This window comes from Paraburkholderia sp. BR10936 (assembly GCF_040965735.1).
GTDB lineage: Bacteria > Pseudomonadota > Gammaproteobacteria > Burkholderiales > Burkholderiaceae > Paraburkholderia > Paraburkholderia nodosa_A.
Map to the genome: position 1 here is coordinate 162,238 of NZ_JBFRCM010000006.1, position 12,826 is coordinate 175,063.

Genomic DNA, 12,826 nt, shown 5'->3' on the forward strand with positions numbered 1-12,826 from the left:
CACGGCCTGGACCCGCGCGCTTAAGCAACCGTCTTGGCGCGCCGATCATGAGGGATCCGCCGCGAAACAGGACTCGTCGATCGGAATCCGCATATAGCGACGGCCGTTGTCATCGGAAGCGGGCAGACGTCCGCCGCGCAAATTCACCTGCATCGCGGGGAACAGCAGCGCGGGCACCTTCAGCGTGAGATCGCGCGCAGTTCGCATCGCAACGAATTCGCTTTCGCTGATGCCGTCGCGCACATGGATATTGTGTTGCCGCTGCTCGGCAATCGTCGTTTCGAAGCGTACGTCACGCCCCGCAGGCGGGTAGTCGTGACAGACGAATACGCGGGTCGATTCGGGCAGTGCCAGGAGCCGCCGGACCGACGCGTAGAGCGTTTTCGCATCGCCACCCGGGAAATCGCAGCGTGCCGTGCCGAGGTCGGGCATGAACAGCGTATCGCCGACGAACAGCGCATCGCCAATCAAATAGGCCGTGTCTGCGGGCGTGTGTCCGGGTGTCGGAATCGCATGCGCCGTCATTGTGCCGATCGTGAATGCTTCCTCGGGTCCGAATAGACAATCAAAGCCGTGCTCGTCGGCGAGATCGAACGTCGTCGAGAACAGCGAGCGCACGTCGGCGATACGCGCGCTCGTAGCGATGGTGCCGCCCCTGCGCCGTTTCAGTTCGACGGCGCCCGATAGATGATCCGCATGCGCATGCGTTTCGAGAATCCATCCGACGACCAGATGCTGCTCCCCGATAAACGCGAGGATGCGATCGAGTGACGCGGTCGACGGGCGCCCGGACGCCGTGTCGTAGTCCAGTACCGGGTCGATCACCGCGCAAGTCGAACCCGCGCCCGCATGAACGATGTGACTGACAGTGCCCGTCACTGCATCATGAAACGATTGAACATGAGGAAACATAAAACACTCCTGAAGCGTGATCCACTACATGCACGAAGCGCGCACGAGAAAGAACGTGCGTTGCGCGGCGGGCGCGGGCGCCGCGGACCCGTGATCGACATAGCGTTCGATCTGCACGTGATCGAAGCCGGCTTCGAAGCAGGCTTCGCGAAAAGCGGTCGGTCCATGAACGCGAAAACCGTGGCGGCTGAACGGCATCGACAGCGCCGCTTCGGGTGTCATCGCCGCGATCACCAGTTGTCCTTCGTCGCGCAGCACACGGCGGATTTCCCGAAGGGCTGCCAGGAGGTCCGGCCAGAAGTAGACGCTGTTGATCGCGATGGCCTTGTCGAATGAGGCGTTTGCGTAGGGAATGCTGGCGACGTCCGCCGTCGTCAGCGCGACGCGTCCGCGCGCCAGCAACATGGCGTTGCGTTCGCGAGCCGCAGACGTCATCGTCGGCGATATGTCGATGCCCACGAGCGTCAGCCGTGGCGCACGCGTCAGCACGGACAGGATATGGCCGCCGTTGCCTGGCCCGATCTCGACGATGCGTTCGTCCGCCTGCGGATCGAGTCTGGTGAACGCTGCATCGATCAACGCGGCGTTGACGCGCTCCATCATGTCGCCGACCGCGAGGCCGGTTTCGGCCGTGGGGCACGCGAGGTGCGACATCAAGGTATCGATGTCGATGCCCGCGAGCGCAGCGTTGGTGCTATCAGTTCTGGAGGTCACCTTCGACTCCTTCTTCCTGCGGTTTCGTGAAAAGGACCGACGACGCGAGGACGATGACAAGGTTGGCAAGCAACGCGATCACAGCGGCATAGACCGGCATCGCGAGCGCGCCGACATGAATCGTGTAAGTAGCGGTCTTGAAGCCATTCACGGCCACCATCCACGTGCCGGTGCCCAGACCGGATATCCAGCCCGCCATCAGACTGCGCGCGCGCACGGCGGGCACGAAGAGACCCAGCACGACGGCAGGCAAGGTCTGCGTGATCCAGACGCCGCCGAGCAGCTGCAACTGAATGGCAAACTGAACGGGCATGAACAGCACGAAACCCAGCGCCCCGAACTTGACGAACAGCGAGACCTGCTTTGCCACCCGGGTCTCGCGCGCCGCGCTGCAATACGGCGCGAAATACGGCCGCCACACGTTGCGCGTGAAAAGATTGGCCGCGGCAATCGACATGATCGCGGCGGGCACCAGCGCGCCAATGCCGATCGCCGCGAACGCGACGCCGACGAACCACGAAGGGAAGTAGTGCAGGAAAAGTGCGAACACTGCGAAGTTCGGGCCGTATTGCCGGAACTGATCCGCGTACTCGGGCATCGCGCCGACACCCGCCGCGAGCGCCATCACACCAAGCAGTGCGACGAAGGCGAGCAGCAGCGAATACGCAGGCAGCAAGGCCATGTTGCGTCGGATCACGCGATCGGATGATGCGGAGAGTGTTGCCGTCATCGAATGCGGATAGAGCAGCAACGCAAGTGCCGAGCCGAGCGCGAGTGTTGCATACGACGAGTACGCGTTGAGGCTCGTGGCGTCCGGCGCTTTCAGCAGCAGCTTCGCTGGCGGCAACGCCGCGAACATGTGACCGAAGCCGCCAAGCCGCGCCGGGATCACGATCAGTGCCCCGATGATCGTCGCGTAGATCAGCAAGTCCTTGACGACAGCGATCATTGCCGGCGCGCGTAATCCGCTCGACCAGGTATAGACCGCGAGTACGCCGAACGCGACGAAAAGCGGCGTTTCGCCGAGCCAGCCATGCGTCGGAAGGCCGAGCGCGCCGAGCGTGACCCGAATGCCCACCAGTTGCAACGCAATATACGGCATGGTCGCGAGAATGCCTGTCAACGCGATCGCGAGCGCAAGGGGGCGGCTGCCAAAGCGCTGTTCGATGTAGTCGGCGAGGGTCACGTGGCCATGCTTGCGCGCAACGCGCCACAGGCGCGGCAAGACGAGAAAGCCGAGAGGAAACGTGATGATGGTGTACGGCACCGCGAAGAACCCCGTCGCGCCCGCAGCGAAGACAAGCGCCGGCACGGCGACGAAGGTGTACGCGGTGTAAAGGTCGCCGCCGATCAGGAACCAGCTCATGACGGTGCCGAAGCGCCGACCGGCGAGTCCCCATTCGTGAATGGCGCTGAGATCGCTGCGCCGCCATCGCGCCGCCGCCATCCCCAGCACGCTCACCAGTGCAAAAAGTGCGATGAAGATACCTATCGACATTACGTTCATGCGGCACCTTCTTGCGATCGCGCTGCGGACTTGCGCACGGCGCTCGCGTCGAGCAGGTAAGCTGCACCCGTCAGCAGCGCGCCCGCGAGAACGCAGCCCGTTTGCCACCAGTAGAAGAATGGCCAGCCGTCGAGCGTGGGTGTCATGCGGTTGTAGAACGGCACGCTAAGCGCGGCAACAATGGGCGAGGCAAGCAACAGCAGAGTCAGCCGGGATGTCATCGGTCGAGTTCCAGGTCGAAAACGGGGGTGAACGCACGCGAGTGCGCGTTGATGAGCGCCGCCAGCCGTTCGATGCCGCGGTCGATCTGCTGCGGCGATACGGTCGCGAAGGACAGGCGCAGAAAGTGGTGGAGCGGATCGCGTGCAAAGAACGGCGCGCCGGGGACGAATGCGACATTGACGGCAAGCGCGTCTTCGAGCAGTGCCGCGCTGTCGATGTCGGGCGGCAGCGCGAGCCAGACGAACATGCCGCCTTCGGGCACGTTCCAGCGCACGCCTTCGGGCATATGCCTGTCGAGTGCGGATAGCATTGCTTCGCATTGCTGACGATAGAAACTGGCAAGTCGCGGTACGTGAGATTCGAGCAATCCGTCGCGCACGGTCTCGTAGACGATGTGCTGCGAAAGCGTCGAGCTATGCAGATCGGCCGCCTGCTTGACCTGGACGAACTTTTGCTGCAGCGCGCCCGGCACGATCATGTAGCCGACCCGCAATCCGGGCGCGAGGGCCTTTGAAAACGAACCCAGGTAAATGACGTTGTCGGGCGCCATCGAATGGATGGACGGCAACTGACCGCCGTCGAACGCAAGCGCGGCATAGGGATCGTCCTCGACGACGATGAGCCCGGTGCGGCGGGCGATTTCCGCGATCTTCCTGCGACGCTGGAACGGCAGACGCGTCCCCGTGGGATTCTGGAAGTTCGGCTGCAGATACAACAGCGCGGCGCGCTCGGGTTCGATGTACTCGAGCGCTTTCGACACGATGCCGTGGTCGTCCGTCTGCACGCTCACGAATTCGGGTTCGTATAGCGAGAGCGACTGCAACGCGCCGAGATACGTCGGCCGCTCCACGAGCACCGCGCTTTGGGGATCGACAAGCACCTTGCCGATGAGGTCGAACGCCTGCTGGGAGCCGCTCGTGATCAGGACGTTGGACGGCGTGACGGGATGCTGGCTGGTCGAGTGCGCGCGCGCGATCCATTCGCGCAATGGCGCATAGCCTTCCGTCGCGCTGTACTGGAAGATGTCGGCACTGGAAGCATGCGTCGCCCGAGCGGATGCATCGCGTAGTGCGGCGAGCGGAAACGAGGCGGGCGACGGAACGCCGCCCGCGAACGAGATCATGTCGGGTCGTTCGGTGAGCTTGAGAATTTCGCGAATCGCCGAACTGTTCAGCGATCGTGCGCGTTGAGCGATACGCCGCTCGGCACGGGACAACGTATTTGCCATCTGATTGCTCCTCCTTGAAGAGCGTCATCGTAGACAGCAGGGAAACAATGAAAAAGACGGCTGGAGGAGTAAAACTGTTTCCGCGTGGAAACGATCGGGACGAGGACGAAATCGGGCCTGCGCCCTTTTTCATGCGCTCGAATGAAGGCTGTTTGCGAAGGGAGTCAGTCGTTCATCAAGGCGGGCAACGCTTCGGCGAGATAGTCGACGGTCGCGCGCATCGCTTGCGTCATGCCGCGTTGCGACGGAAAGACGATACTTAACGTGCCTCGTGGGATGTGCCAGTCCGGGAGGACGCGCACGAGCCGTCCGTCTGCGAGTTCGGCCTTGCACATCGGCGAGGGTAGGGCGACGACGCCTAGCCCCGCCTGGGCCGCGAACTTCGCGAACGGCGCGTCGTTGCAGCGAATCCTCGGGTGGTAGGAAACGGTCGCGGTGCGTCCATCCGAGGCATGCAGCAACCAGGTACAGCCGGTATCGCGACGCGCCAGCTGCATGCCGTCCGCGCCGTTCAGCTCAGCCGGCTCGGAGGGCGGTCCATTCGCAAAGAGCGTGGGGCTCGCGACGAGCACTACGCGCGTTTGCCCAACGGGCCGCGCGATCAGCGACGAACTTTGCAGCGGCTCCGTATGGCTGCGCAGCGCAATGTCATACCCTTCTTCAACGATGTCGACATAGCGGCTGGAGGTCTGCAGATCGATGTCGATTTTCGGATGCACGGCGAGAAACGGCGGCAGCACTCTATCGAGCGCCATCCGGACGATGCCGGCCGCACACGTGATGCGCACGCGTCCAACCGGCTCCGTCAGGCGCGCCTGTGCGGCCTGCTCGGCATCGCGTACCTCGTTCATTACGCGCAGGCAGTGCGCGTGGAAGTCCACGCCCGCCTCGGTGAGCGAGAACTTGCGCGTCGTGCGGTTCGCAAGCCGCAGTCCCAACGCCTGCTCCAATGCCTGCAGGCGTTTGCTAAGGGTGCCCTTGGGGATCCCGATTGCATCGGCCGCAGCGGAAAAGCCACGTTTCTCGACCACGACCGAAAAGTAATACAGATCATTGAGGTCGATCATGGCGATCGTTTCCGTACTGAGACAATGAATCCATTCTAGACCGCTTTCAGTGCGGTTCTCGTCTGACGAAATGGTGAACGAAGCGGCGCCGCGAGCCGAAGCGCGCCGGCCTCGCGAATCACAGAATGCCGGTGCCGAGGCCCCCGTCGACCTGGATCGTTGCGCCGTTGATATAGCTGGCGCGGGGAGACGCCAGAAACGCGACCAGCGCGCCGAGTTCCTCCGGACGACCGAGGCGCCGCAAGGGGACTTCCGCGGCCAGTTCCGCGAGGCCCTGTTGTTCGCTTCTGCCGTCCGCGAGTTTCTGCTTGAGCGACGACTCGCGGATGCGGTCGGTCAGTATCAATCCCGGTGCCACGTTGTTGACGGTGATGCCATTGCCGTTCGCCTCGCGTGACAGCAGCTTGGCGAGGCCGACTACGCCCAGGCGCATGCTCGTCGACAGAATCGATCCCTGCATTGCGTGCCGCACCGAAAAGCTGACGATATTGATCACGCGGCCCTCGCCGGAGCGGCGCAGATGCGGCAGCGCCAGGCGTGTGAAGCGCGCGATGCTCAAGAAGCTGAGCTCGAACGCCTCTTGCCACGCGGCGTCGTCAAACGTGTCGAACGAGCCGAAGGGTGGACCTCCGGCGTTGTTGACCAGAATATCGAGCGAGCCAAATTGGGCGACGGTATCGGCGAGCGCATGCGATGCGTCGTCTGGACGCCTTACGTCCACTGTGATCGCGTGTGCGTTCGTCACGCCCGCTTCGCGTAGCTGCGCCAGTGCGTGTGCATGATGGCCGCCGTTCGACGAAGCGATCATCACGTTCGCCCCCTCGCGTCCCAGTTCGATTGCGCTCGCCAGTCCGAGCCCGCGTGACGCGCCGAGTACGAGCGCCGTTTTTCCCGACAGTTTCAGATCCATCATCTCCCTCTTCGTTACGAGAACACGGTCAGTCTAGTTTCCGGCGATACTTGCATAAACGGTCGATTCGGTAATGCCGGATTCCATTCTTGAAACGACTGGTCGACATGTTCGTCTGATGAAATGAACCTATGGACTGGAACAGATTGCGGTTTTTCATTGCCGTCTATCGGCATCGGACGCTTGCCGGCGCTTCGCGCGAATTGAACAGCAATCCGCCTACGGTCAGCCGTCAACTGGCCGCGCTGGAGCATGAACTGAAGGCCAGGCTGTTTCTGCGCACGCCCCGCGGCTATTTGCCGACAGACACGGCCGAAGCACTGGTCGACGTCGCGACGGAGATGGAGCGCAGTGCGCTGGAACTCGAGCGGCGCGCGGGTGGTGCAGATATGTCGCCGCGCGGTGTGGTCCGTGTTGGCACGTCGGATGTGCTGGGCACCGGGTATGTCATACCGGCCATTGCATCGGTGCGTCGCAAGTACCCGGAGATTCGCATCGAGGTGGATATCGCTTCAGCGTTTTCCAGGCTCGCACAACGCGAGAACGATATCGTCGCGCGCAACGTACGACCGCAGCAGGCGTCAGCTATCGTGCGTCGTCTTCCCGGTCTGACGACCGCGCTGTACGCGAGTCCGGCATACCTCGCGAACTTCCCGACGCCGCGTGATATTGGCGATCTCGTTGCGCACGAGTTCGTCGCGCTTGTCGCGGGCGACGGGATCCGCTGGTTCCCGCCGCTGCAAGCGTTGAGAACCAGCCTGCGGGTGCCGGGCGTACAGGTGAACTCGATTCTCGCGCTCGTCGCCTCCTTGCAAGGCGCGCTGGGTATCGGAGAATTGCCGACCTATATCGGTGATGCCATTCCTGATCTTGTGCGCGTGCTGCCCGATGTACAAAGTGCCTACGATGTCTGGCTCGGCATGCATGCCGATTTTCACCGGACGGCACGCGTGCGTGTCGTCGTCGATATGATCGTTCAACAGTTTCAAAGCGGGGAGGGCGGTCGAGTCGCACGCATAGCCAAGTCAGGGATGGCCGCGGGGGGCTAGCCGGGCTTGGTCGCTTTGCATTGCCGGAGCGTCGCAAACGTGACCCCCAGCGATGGGAAAAGGACCGCCCGCATGCGCGGTATGCTCAAGGGCTAGTTCGAAGAAGGCCCGAGCGCATGGTGAAAGCGAACGCCTCTTGAGCCAGACCAGATGCAGCGCGCGTTCTATTCGCATGTCAGCCACCTCCAGGGTGCGGATTTCGCCACGGGCGATTTCCGTCTCGATAGTGAGTGAGGACAGGTAGGCCATGCTCGGTTGCGAAACAAGCATGCGCTTGATGGCCTCCGTATCGCTCACCGACATGGAAGGTACCATCTCGAACCCGGCGCGCTGATACGCGGATTCGACCACCGCGCGCGTACCCGAACCCGGTTCGCGCAGGATCACCCTCCGTTCTGCAAGATTGCGCGCCAACAGTAGTTGCCCGTTGCTTTGACGCAACCCCGGCGCGGCTGCGAGTACGATTTCGTCGGAGCCAACATATTGCGCGTGCAGGCGTGCTTCGTCGTATGGACCCTCGATGAAACCGAGCGTGTAGTTGCCGTTACCGAGGCCGCGCACGACCTCCTGTGTATTGGTCACAGTCAGTTCGATGCTGACCTTTGGATAGCGCGTCGTGAATGTGGCGATCATCTTCGGCACGAGGTAGACACCGAGTGTTGCGCTCGCGCCTATTTGAAGGTGCCCTGAGTCAAGACCTGCGATTTCCTTCAATTCGGATCGGGCCGCCTCGGCCAGGGTGAATATCCGTTCTGCGTAATCGAATAGCAGTTTTCCCGCATAGGTGAGCGCCACGCCTCGGGGCAGCCTGTCGAACAGTAGGATACCCAGGCGATCTTCCAGTTCCTTGACTTCGCGGCTAACGGCGGGCTGGCTTACCCGCAGACGCAAGGCGCCGCCGCTCAAGCTGCCGGCGCGGGCAACTTCATAGAAAGCAAACAGATGAGTGAAATTCATTGGCAAGGCCCGCGAGAATCGCCGTGGCCGATTCATGGTCCGAAATCCGGCGACCCACGATTTCCCACGAGACGGCCACGATGGTAGCGCCGTTTCATCCGCCATTAAAGGATGCCGCAAGTGCAACACCGTTTCCTGTGGGAAACGATCGCCGTGATCAGCCTGCAGGGGGCTGCCAGAACCTGGAGATGAGGTGGCATAACTCAAAGTCAGGCAACAGCTGCCTATTTTGTATTTTTCACGACACCGAACGACGCATAGCCTAGTCACTCCGTTTAACCGACTGGTGTCGAAATGTCGTCTCTTTCGCCGAATCGCCGAACATCCCGTAGCAAGTATGCGGTTGGGCCCTGTTACCTTATTGGACTGATTCCCGGTGTTGCGCTCTGTGCCGGCGTATGCCTGATCGCATGGCTGCTGCAAACGCTGCAAGCGCGTCTATTTGGTCATGTGTGGCTCGAATCGCTCGTGCTCGCGATCGTCGTTGGGGCGCTGGTCCGTATGATATGGACGCCGGGTGAGCGTTGGACAAGCGGGATTACGTTCAGCGCCAAAGCCTTGCTGGAAATCTCCGTCGTGCTGCTCGGCGTATCCTTTAGCGCCGCCGCATTGCAGGCGACCGGCCTCAAGCTGCTGTCGGGCATCGTTGTGATCGTCATCGCGGCCATCCTGGTGAGTTACGGAACAGGACGCGCACTGAAGTTGCCACGGCGCATGGCGGTCCTGATCGCGTGCGGAAATTCGATCTGCGGAAATTCAGCCATCGCAGCGGTTGCGCCCGTGATCGGCGCCAGCCGCGACGATGTCACTGCATCGATCGCCTTCACCGCGGTGCTTGGCGTTGCGGTAGTGCTTGGCTTGCCGCTGCTATCTGCGGCTCTTCATCTGAACGCCGTGCAGTATGGGACATTGGCAGGTATGACCGTCTATGCGGTGCCACAGGTGCTTGCAGCGACCATACCCGTTTCACCCGTCAGTGTGCATATTGGCACGCTGGTTAAACTGGTGCGTGTGCTCATGCTCGGACCGGTGATGCTGCTCCTGTCCACGCTTCTGCCTGTACGTGCTGCGAACCCAGGTACGCCGGAGCCGGGCGACGGTACGACGATGCTGCCCGGCAAGGTTCGTCTGACGAAGCTGGTGCCATGGTTTATCGTCGGCTTCGTTCTCCTGTGCGCGGCTCGAGCGACGGAGATGATTCCCATGCCGCTTTTGCAGCCGGCGAGCGAGCTAGGCAGCGCGCTCACGGTTGTTTCAATGGCTGCTTTGGGTGTAGGTACCGATCTGCGTACCGTCGCAAAGGCTGGTCCGCGCGTCACGTCGGCGGTGATTCTTTCGATACTGGTGTTGGCGGCGATGAGTCTGGTTCTGATCCACCTAATACGGATTGCGTGATGTTGCCGTTAAACGCTTCAGATAGACGTCATGTGGGAAGCTTCGAGCGAATGCTCCTGCTCCTGCTGGTTTAGGCCCGAGCCAAAGAACCGGTAGTGAGCCGCTCGCGCCAGGCAATCCAGCCCACAACAATCGATAGTGTCGCCGCGACAAGCGGCGCCACCCCGTGTCCGTATTCGCCGTGCACTGCGACGGTTGCCAGCGCGGCCAACATTACGGTGCAGCCGAGCGCCGAGCCCCACAGCCGCGTCCGTGGTCGCGCGAGCAGAAGGGCAGTCATGAGTTCCAGCGAACCAGTTACGAAATGGAACCACTGCGGATATCCCCACTTCAGGTACTCCTCAAAGATGGATCGCGGGGCGACGATGTTGCTGAGCGACCCGACGACGAAAAAAGCGGCAAGAACCAAAGGTAATACCTGGCGCCAGGAAATCTTGGACATTCGTTCTACCTACTCTGTTGAGTGCACAGCCGAGGACTAGTGCGGCCGCCCGTTCGACGAGACGGCCGGTCTCCGTTGTTCATGCCGAGTTCATGCCGTATTGGCCTTGTAGGCCGCCGCAAAGACATCGCGAGGAGACGTCGTGCCCGCGATATGTTCCGTACCCGCGACGCCGAGATCCATCCAGCCCGCGTTGACGGCATCGAACATCGCTTCGGCGGCCCCGGTCTGTCCCCTCGGGACGCCGAACTGTTCGAACGCTGCTGGCCAGCCGGCCCGCGGGATGGAAAGGGCCTTGACGTCGCGCTGCAAGACTTCGCCCAGTTGGGCCGCGACTTCGTCCGCGCTGACCATCGAGCCAAGCTCGACGACGCGATGCCCGGACCACGGCTGCCCGGTCAGCAGCGCCGCCACTTCGGCACCGATATCGTCGGTCGCGACCATGGTCGACTTCCGACTCGTCGGGTTGTAGTAGACAGGTAGCGTGCCGCTCTGGGCGACGTGCAGGCCGTAAAGGAAGTTTTCGAAAAACCCGCCGGCTCGCACATAGGCGATCGGCAACGTCAGATCGCGTAGTCCTTGCTCGAGAAGCGACAGGGCCGTGATCATTCCCAGCCCGCTGGTTCTGTTCGCCCCCATCGACGAGAGCACGACCACCCGCGGCGGCGCTGCTCTGGTCAGCGCCTCGACATAGTTCGCGATCACGCCCTTTGCTTCCCTGAAATCAGGCGAGGGTGCCCAGACAGCCGGCAACATGACAAATGCGCCGTCGACTCCATCGAGCGCCCTCTCCACGGTGGCCGCATCATTCCAGTCGCCGTCGACGAGTTCCACGCCTCGATCCACCCAATTCGCCGCCTTCTCGCGATTGCGGACCAGCGCCCGTACTTGCCGGCCTTGCGCCAATAGATGTTGGGCCGTTGCGCCACCTACGCGTCCGGTAATTCCCATTACCAAAATCATGTAGTTCTCCTGAAATTAAAATTGCCCTTAAATGCCAACTCTTCTGCGGCTACTGCTGGATGCGGTAATGGTGGAATCTTCGGCTTCCGCCTGCGACTCAACGCGCCGGCCCAGATGCCCGCCGGAGTCAGCTACGGAAGGCGGCCGGGAACAGGGTTTGACATTCGAGCTCCCTGTGGAGCAGTCTTTGTTTGAGGGTAGGTCTATCATAGAGACCAATGCCTCGCGCCGGAAGGAGGCAGTTTTTTGTTACCAGAGGAGTTTAGGGGAACCCGAATGAGCACTGTCCAGAAGGCGATCGAGAGATTCAGCCGTTATCAACGTGAACTGGGCGCCGCCCAGCCTGCACACTGCGCGATTCGCGACGTGCTCGACCGCATCGGCGACAAATGGAGCATGCTCATGATCATGGAGCTGGCGACGCGATCGCGGCGCTTCAGTGAGCTTCACCGGGCCATCCCTGACATTTCCAAGCGCATGCTTACCCAGACACTGCGCGATCTGGAGCGCGACGGACTCATCACTCGCCATGTTTTTCCCACCAGCCCACCCAGCGTGGAATATCGTCTGGCTCCGCTAGGCCAGTCCCTGTTGGACCCGATGGCGGCCCTCATCGATTGGGCCGATCGTCGTTATCCCGACATCCATGCCGCGCGCGTGCGCTTTGACGGCGCATCCGGTGACGTCCCGCGCTAGATGCTCGAGCCGATGCGAGGTCGTCGGTGCCAGAACGAACGTTCGGGTGATCCCAACCGAGATTGCTTCGTGCAGCAAATTGCGCTGAAGTGGTATATGATGACCATCATGCAAAAACCATCATCCAATCGAAAACCGGCCAGCCGCAAGGAAATCACGCACGAGCGCATCGTCGAGGTTGCCGCCCGCGCGATTCGACGCAGTGGCTACGACGGGACGGGAGTGGCCGACATCATGAAAGAGGCTGGCCTGACACATGGCGGCTTCTACGCGCACTTTCCATCGCGGGAAGTGCTGCTTGCGGAAGCGGCCGACCGCGCCGGTGCCGAGGCCGTGGCATTGTCGGAGCAAATCGCCGCCTCCGTGCCGCAGGAGCAGGCATTGCCGTCGATGGTGCGCGCCTATCTGTCGAAGGAGCACCGTGACGCCATAGAAACGGGCTGCCCGGTCTCTGCCCTTGGCTCGGAGATGCCGCGTCAGGCGCCAGTCGTGCGTCGCGCGGCCACCCGCCGCATCAAGGAGATGATCGATGTCGTCGCGCGCCAATTGCCCGACTGGGGGCAGCCGGGCGCGCATGAGCAGGCACTTCTGACTGTTGCTACCATGGTCGGCACCATGGTGCTGGCGCGCGCCGTCGACGACCCCAAACTGTCGGATAGTCTTCTCGAAGCCGCACTGAATACATTCGCACCCGCTGATGAGTAATCCGTGTGCCCGGTATCGGCTTTCGTTGGATCAAAAATATGACGTCTATCATATTTTTG

14 protein-coding genes are annotated in these 12,826 nt (G+C 61.9%); 4 read left to right on the plus strand and 10 right to left on the minus strand.

Annotation, left to right across the window (positions count from 1 at the left end):
- Nucleotides 1-45 precede the first annotated feature (45 nt).
- The 7 genes from AB4Y36_RS15255 to AB4Y36_RS15285 all read right to left on the minus strand — a co-directional run bounded on the left by AB4Y36_RS15255 (nucleotide 46) and on the right by AB4Y36_RS15285 (nucleotide 6,563).
- Nucleotides 46-912: an MBL fold metallo-hydrolase gene (locus AB4Y36_RS15255; RefSeq protein WP_368683431.1), complete on the minus strand. Its 867-nt coding sequence runs from the start codon at nucleotides 910-912 to the stop codon at nucleotides 46-48.
- 24 nt (nucleotides 913-936) lie between these two features.
- On the minus strand, nucleotides 937-1,626 hold the full coding sequence (locus tag AB4Y36_RS15260; RefSeq protein ID WP_141710726.1) for a class I SAM-dependent methyltransferase: 690 nt from the start codon (nucleotides 1,624-1,626) through the stop codon (nucleotides 937-939).
- The gene (mctP, locus tag AB4Y36_RS15265; RefSeq protein ID WP_342949004.1) at nucleotides 1,610-3,133 is read right to left on the minus strand and encodes a monocarboxylate uptake permease MctP; all 1,524 of its coding nucleotides are present in this window, start codon (nucleotides 3,131-3,133) and stop codon (nucleotides 1,610-1,612) included. Before mctP ends, AB4Y36_RS15260 begins: the two co-directional genes overlap by 17 nt.
- A complete protein-coding gene (locus tag AB4Y36_RS15270) occupies nucleotides 3,130-3,354 on the minus strand; it encodes a DUF3311 domain-containing protein (RefSeq protein ID WP_069265872.1) in 225 nt (74 codons plus the stop codon). Before AB4Y36_RS15270 ends, mctP begins: the two co-directional genes overlap by 4 nt.
- Nucleotides 3,351-4,583, minus strand: coding sequence for a PLP-dependent aminotransferase family protein (locus tag AB4Y36_RS15275; protein ID WP_368683432.1), 1,233 nt, complete (start codon nucleotides 4,581-4,583; stop codon nucleotides 3,351-3,353). The genes AB4Y36_RS15270 and AB4Y36_RS15275 overlap by 4 nt, the downstream gene beginning before the upstream one ends.
- Before the next feature lie 164 nt (nucleotides 4,584-4,747).
- Complete coding sequence (locus AB4Y36_RS15280; protein ID WP_069265874.1) at nucleotides 4,748-5,650, minus strand: LysR substrate-binding domain-containing protein; 903 nt, start codon at nucleotides 5,648-5,650, stop codon at nucleotides 4,748-4,750.
- Between the two features lie 118 nt (nucleotides 5,651-5,768).
- Entirely contained in the window at nucleotides 5,769-6,563 is a 795-nt protein-coding gene (locus tag AB4Y36_RS15285) for an SDR family oxidoreductase (protein WP_368602411.1), read from the minus strand.
- Nucleotides 6,564-6,691: 128 nt separating this feature from the next.
- Here AB4Y36_RS15285 and AB4Y36_RS15290 point away from each other — a divergent pair, with 128 nt between their 5' ends.
- Complete coding sequence (locus AB4Y36_RS15290) at nucleotides 6,692-7,609, plus strand: LysR family transcriptional regulator (RefSeq protein WP_368683433.1); 918 nt, start codon at nucleotides 6,692-6,694, stop codon at nucleotides 7,607-7,609.
- Here the strand turns inward: AB4Y36_RS15290 and AB4Y36_RS15295 are convergent.
- A complete protein-coding gene (locus AB4Y36_RS15295) occupies nucleotides 7,586-8,566 on the minus strand; it encodes a LysR family transcriptional regulator (protein WP_368683434.1) in 981 nt (326 codons plus the stop codon). The genes AB4Y36_RS15290 and AB4Y36_RS15295 overlap by 24 nt on opposite strands.
- 294 nt (nucleotides 8,567-8,860) lie before the next feature.
- Here AB4Y36_RS15295 and AB4Y36_RS15300 point away from each other — a divergent pair, with 294 nt between their 5' ends.
- A complete protein-coding gene (locus AB4Y36_RS15300; RefSeq protein ID WP_368683435.1) occupies nucleotides 8,861-9,961 on the plus strand; it encodes a YeiH family protein in 1,101 nt (366 codons plus the stop codon).
- A 70-nt stretch (nucleotides 9,962-10,031) separates the two neighbouring features.
- Here the strand turns inward: AB4Y36_RS15300 and AB4Y36_RS15305 are convergent, their stop codons facing one another.
- Nucleotides 10,032-10,403: a DoxX family protein gene (locus tag AB4Y36_RS15305; RefSeq protein WP_368683436.1), complete on the minus strand. Its 372-nt coding sequence runs from the start codon at nucleotides 10,401-10,403 to the stop codon at nucleotides 10,032-10,034.
- 90 nt (nucleotides 10,404-10,493) lie between these two features.
- Nucleotides 10,494-11,366 carry an NmrA family NAD(P)-binding protein gene (locus AB4Y36_RS15310; protein WP_368683437.1) on the minus strand — a complete coding sequence of 291 codons (873 nt, stop codon included), beginning with the start codon at nucleotides 11,364-11,366 and terminating at the stop codon, nucleotides 10,494-10,496.
- A gap of 276 nt (nucleotides 11,367-11,642) precedes the next feature.
- On the opposite strand from AB4Y36_RS15310, the gene AB4Y36_RS15315 reads away from it, so the two are divergent.
- Entirely contained in the window at nucleotides 11,643-12,062 is a 420-nt protein-coding gene (locus AB4Y36_RS15315; protein ID WP_069265879.1) for a helix-turn-helix domain-containing protein, read from the plus strand.
- Nucleotides 12,063-12,158: 96 nt separating this feature from the next.
- Nucleotides 12,159-12,767 carry a TetR/AcrR family transcriptional regulator gene (locus AB4Y36_RS15320; RefSeq protein ID WP_368602417.1) on the plus strand — a complete coding sequence of 203 codons (609 nt, stop codon included), beginning with the start codon at nucleotides 12,159-12,161 and terminating at the stop codon, nucleotides 12,765-12,767.
- Nucleotides 12,768-12,826 lie beyond the last annotated feature (59 nt).

Coding starts and splice junctions, on each gene's coding strand:
- AB4Y36_RS15255 (WP_368683431.1), bottom strand. CDS start 912: ATGTTTCCTCATGTTCAATCGTTTCATGATGCAGTGACGGGCACTGTC.
- mctP (WP_342949004.1), bottom strand. CDS start 3,133: ATGAACGTAATGTCGATAGGTATCTTCATCGCACTTTTTGCACTGGTG.
- AB4Y36_RS15270 (WP_069265872.1), bottom strand. CDS start 3,354: ATGACATCCCGGCTGACTCTGCTGTTGCTTGCCTCGCCCATTGTTGCC.
- AB4Y36_RS15275 (WP_368683432.1), bottom strand. CDS start 4,583: ATGGCAAATACGTTGTCCCGTGCCGAGCGGCGTATCGCTCAACGCGCA.
- AB4Y36_RS15280 (WP_069265874.1), bottom strand. CDS start 5,650: ATGATCGACCTCAATGATCTGTATTACTTTTCGGTCGTGGTCGAGAAA.
- AB4Y36_RS15285 (WP_368602411.1), bottom strand. CDS start 6,563: ATGATGGATCTGAAACTGTCGGGAAAAACGGCGCTCGTACTCGGCGCG.
- AB4Y36_RS15290 (WP_368683433.1), top strand. CDS start 6,692: ATGGACTGGAACAGATTGCGGTTTTTCATTGCCGTCTATCGGCATCGG.
- AB4Y36_RS15295 (WP_368683434.1), bottom strand. CDS start 8,566: ATGAATTTCACTCATCTGTTTGCTTTCTATGAAGTTGCCCGCGCCGGC.
- AB4Y36_RS15300 (WP_368683435.1), top strand. CDS start 8,861: ATGTCGTCTCTTTCGCCGAATCGCCGAACATCCCGTAGCAAGTATGCG.
- AB4Y36_RS15305 (WP_368683436.1), bottom strand. CDS start 10,403: ATGTCCAAGATTTCCTGGCGCCAGGTATTACCTTTGGTTCTTGCCGCT.
- AB4Y36_RS15310 (WP_368683437.1), bottom strand. CDS start 11,366: ATGATTTTGGTAATGGGAATTACCGGACGCGTAGGTGGCGCAACGGCC.
- AB4Y36_RS15315 (WP_069265879.1), top strand. CDS start 11,643: ATGAGCACTGTCCAGAAGGCGATCGAGAGATTCAGCCGTTATCAACGT.
- AB4Y36_RS15320 (WP_368602417.1), top strand. CDS start 12,159: ATGATGACCATCATGCAAAAACCATCATCCAATCGAAAACCGGCCAGC.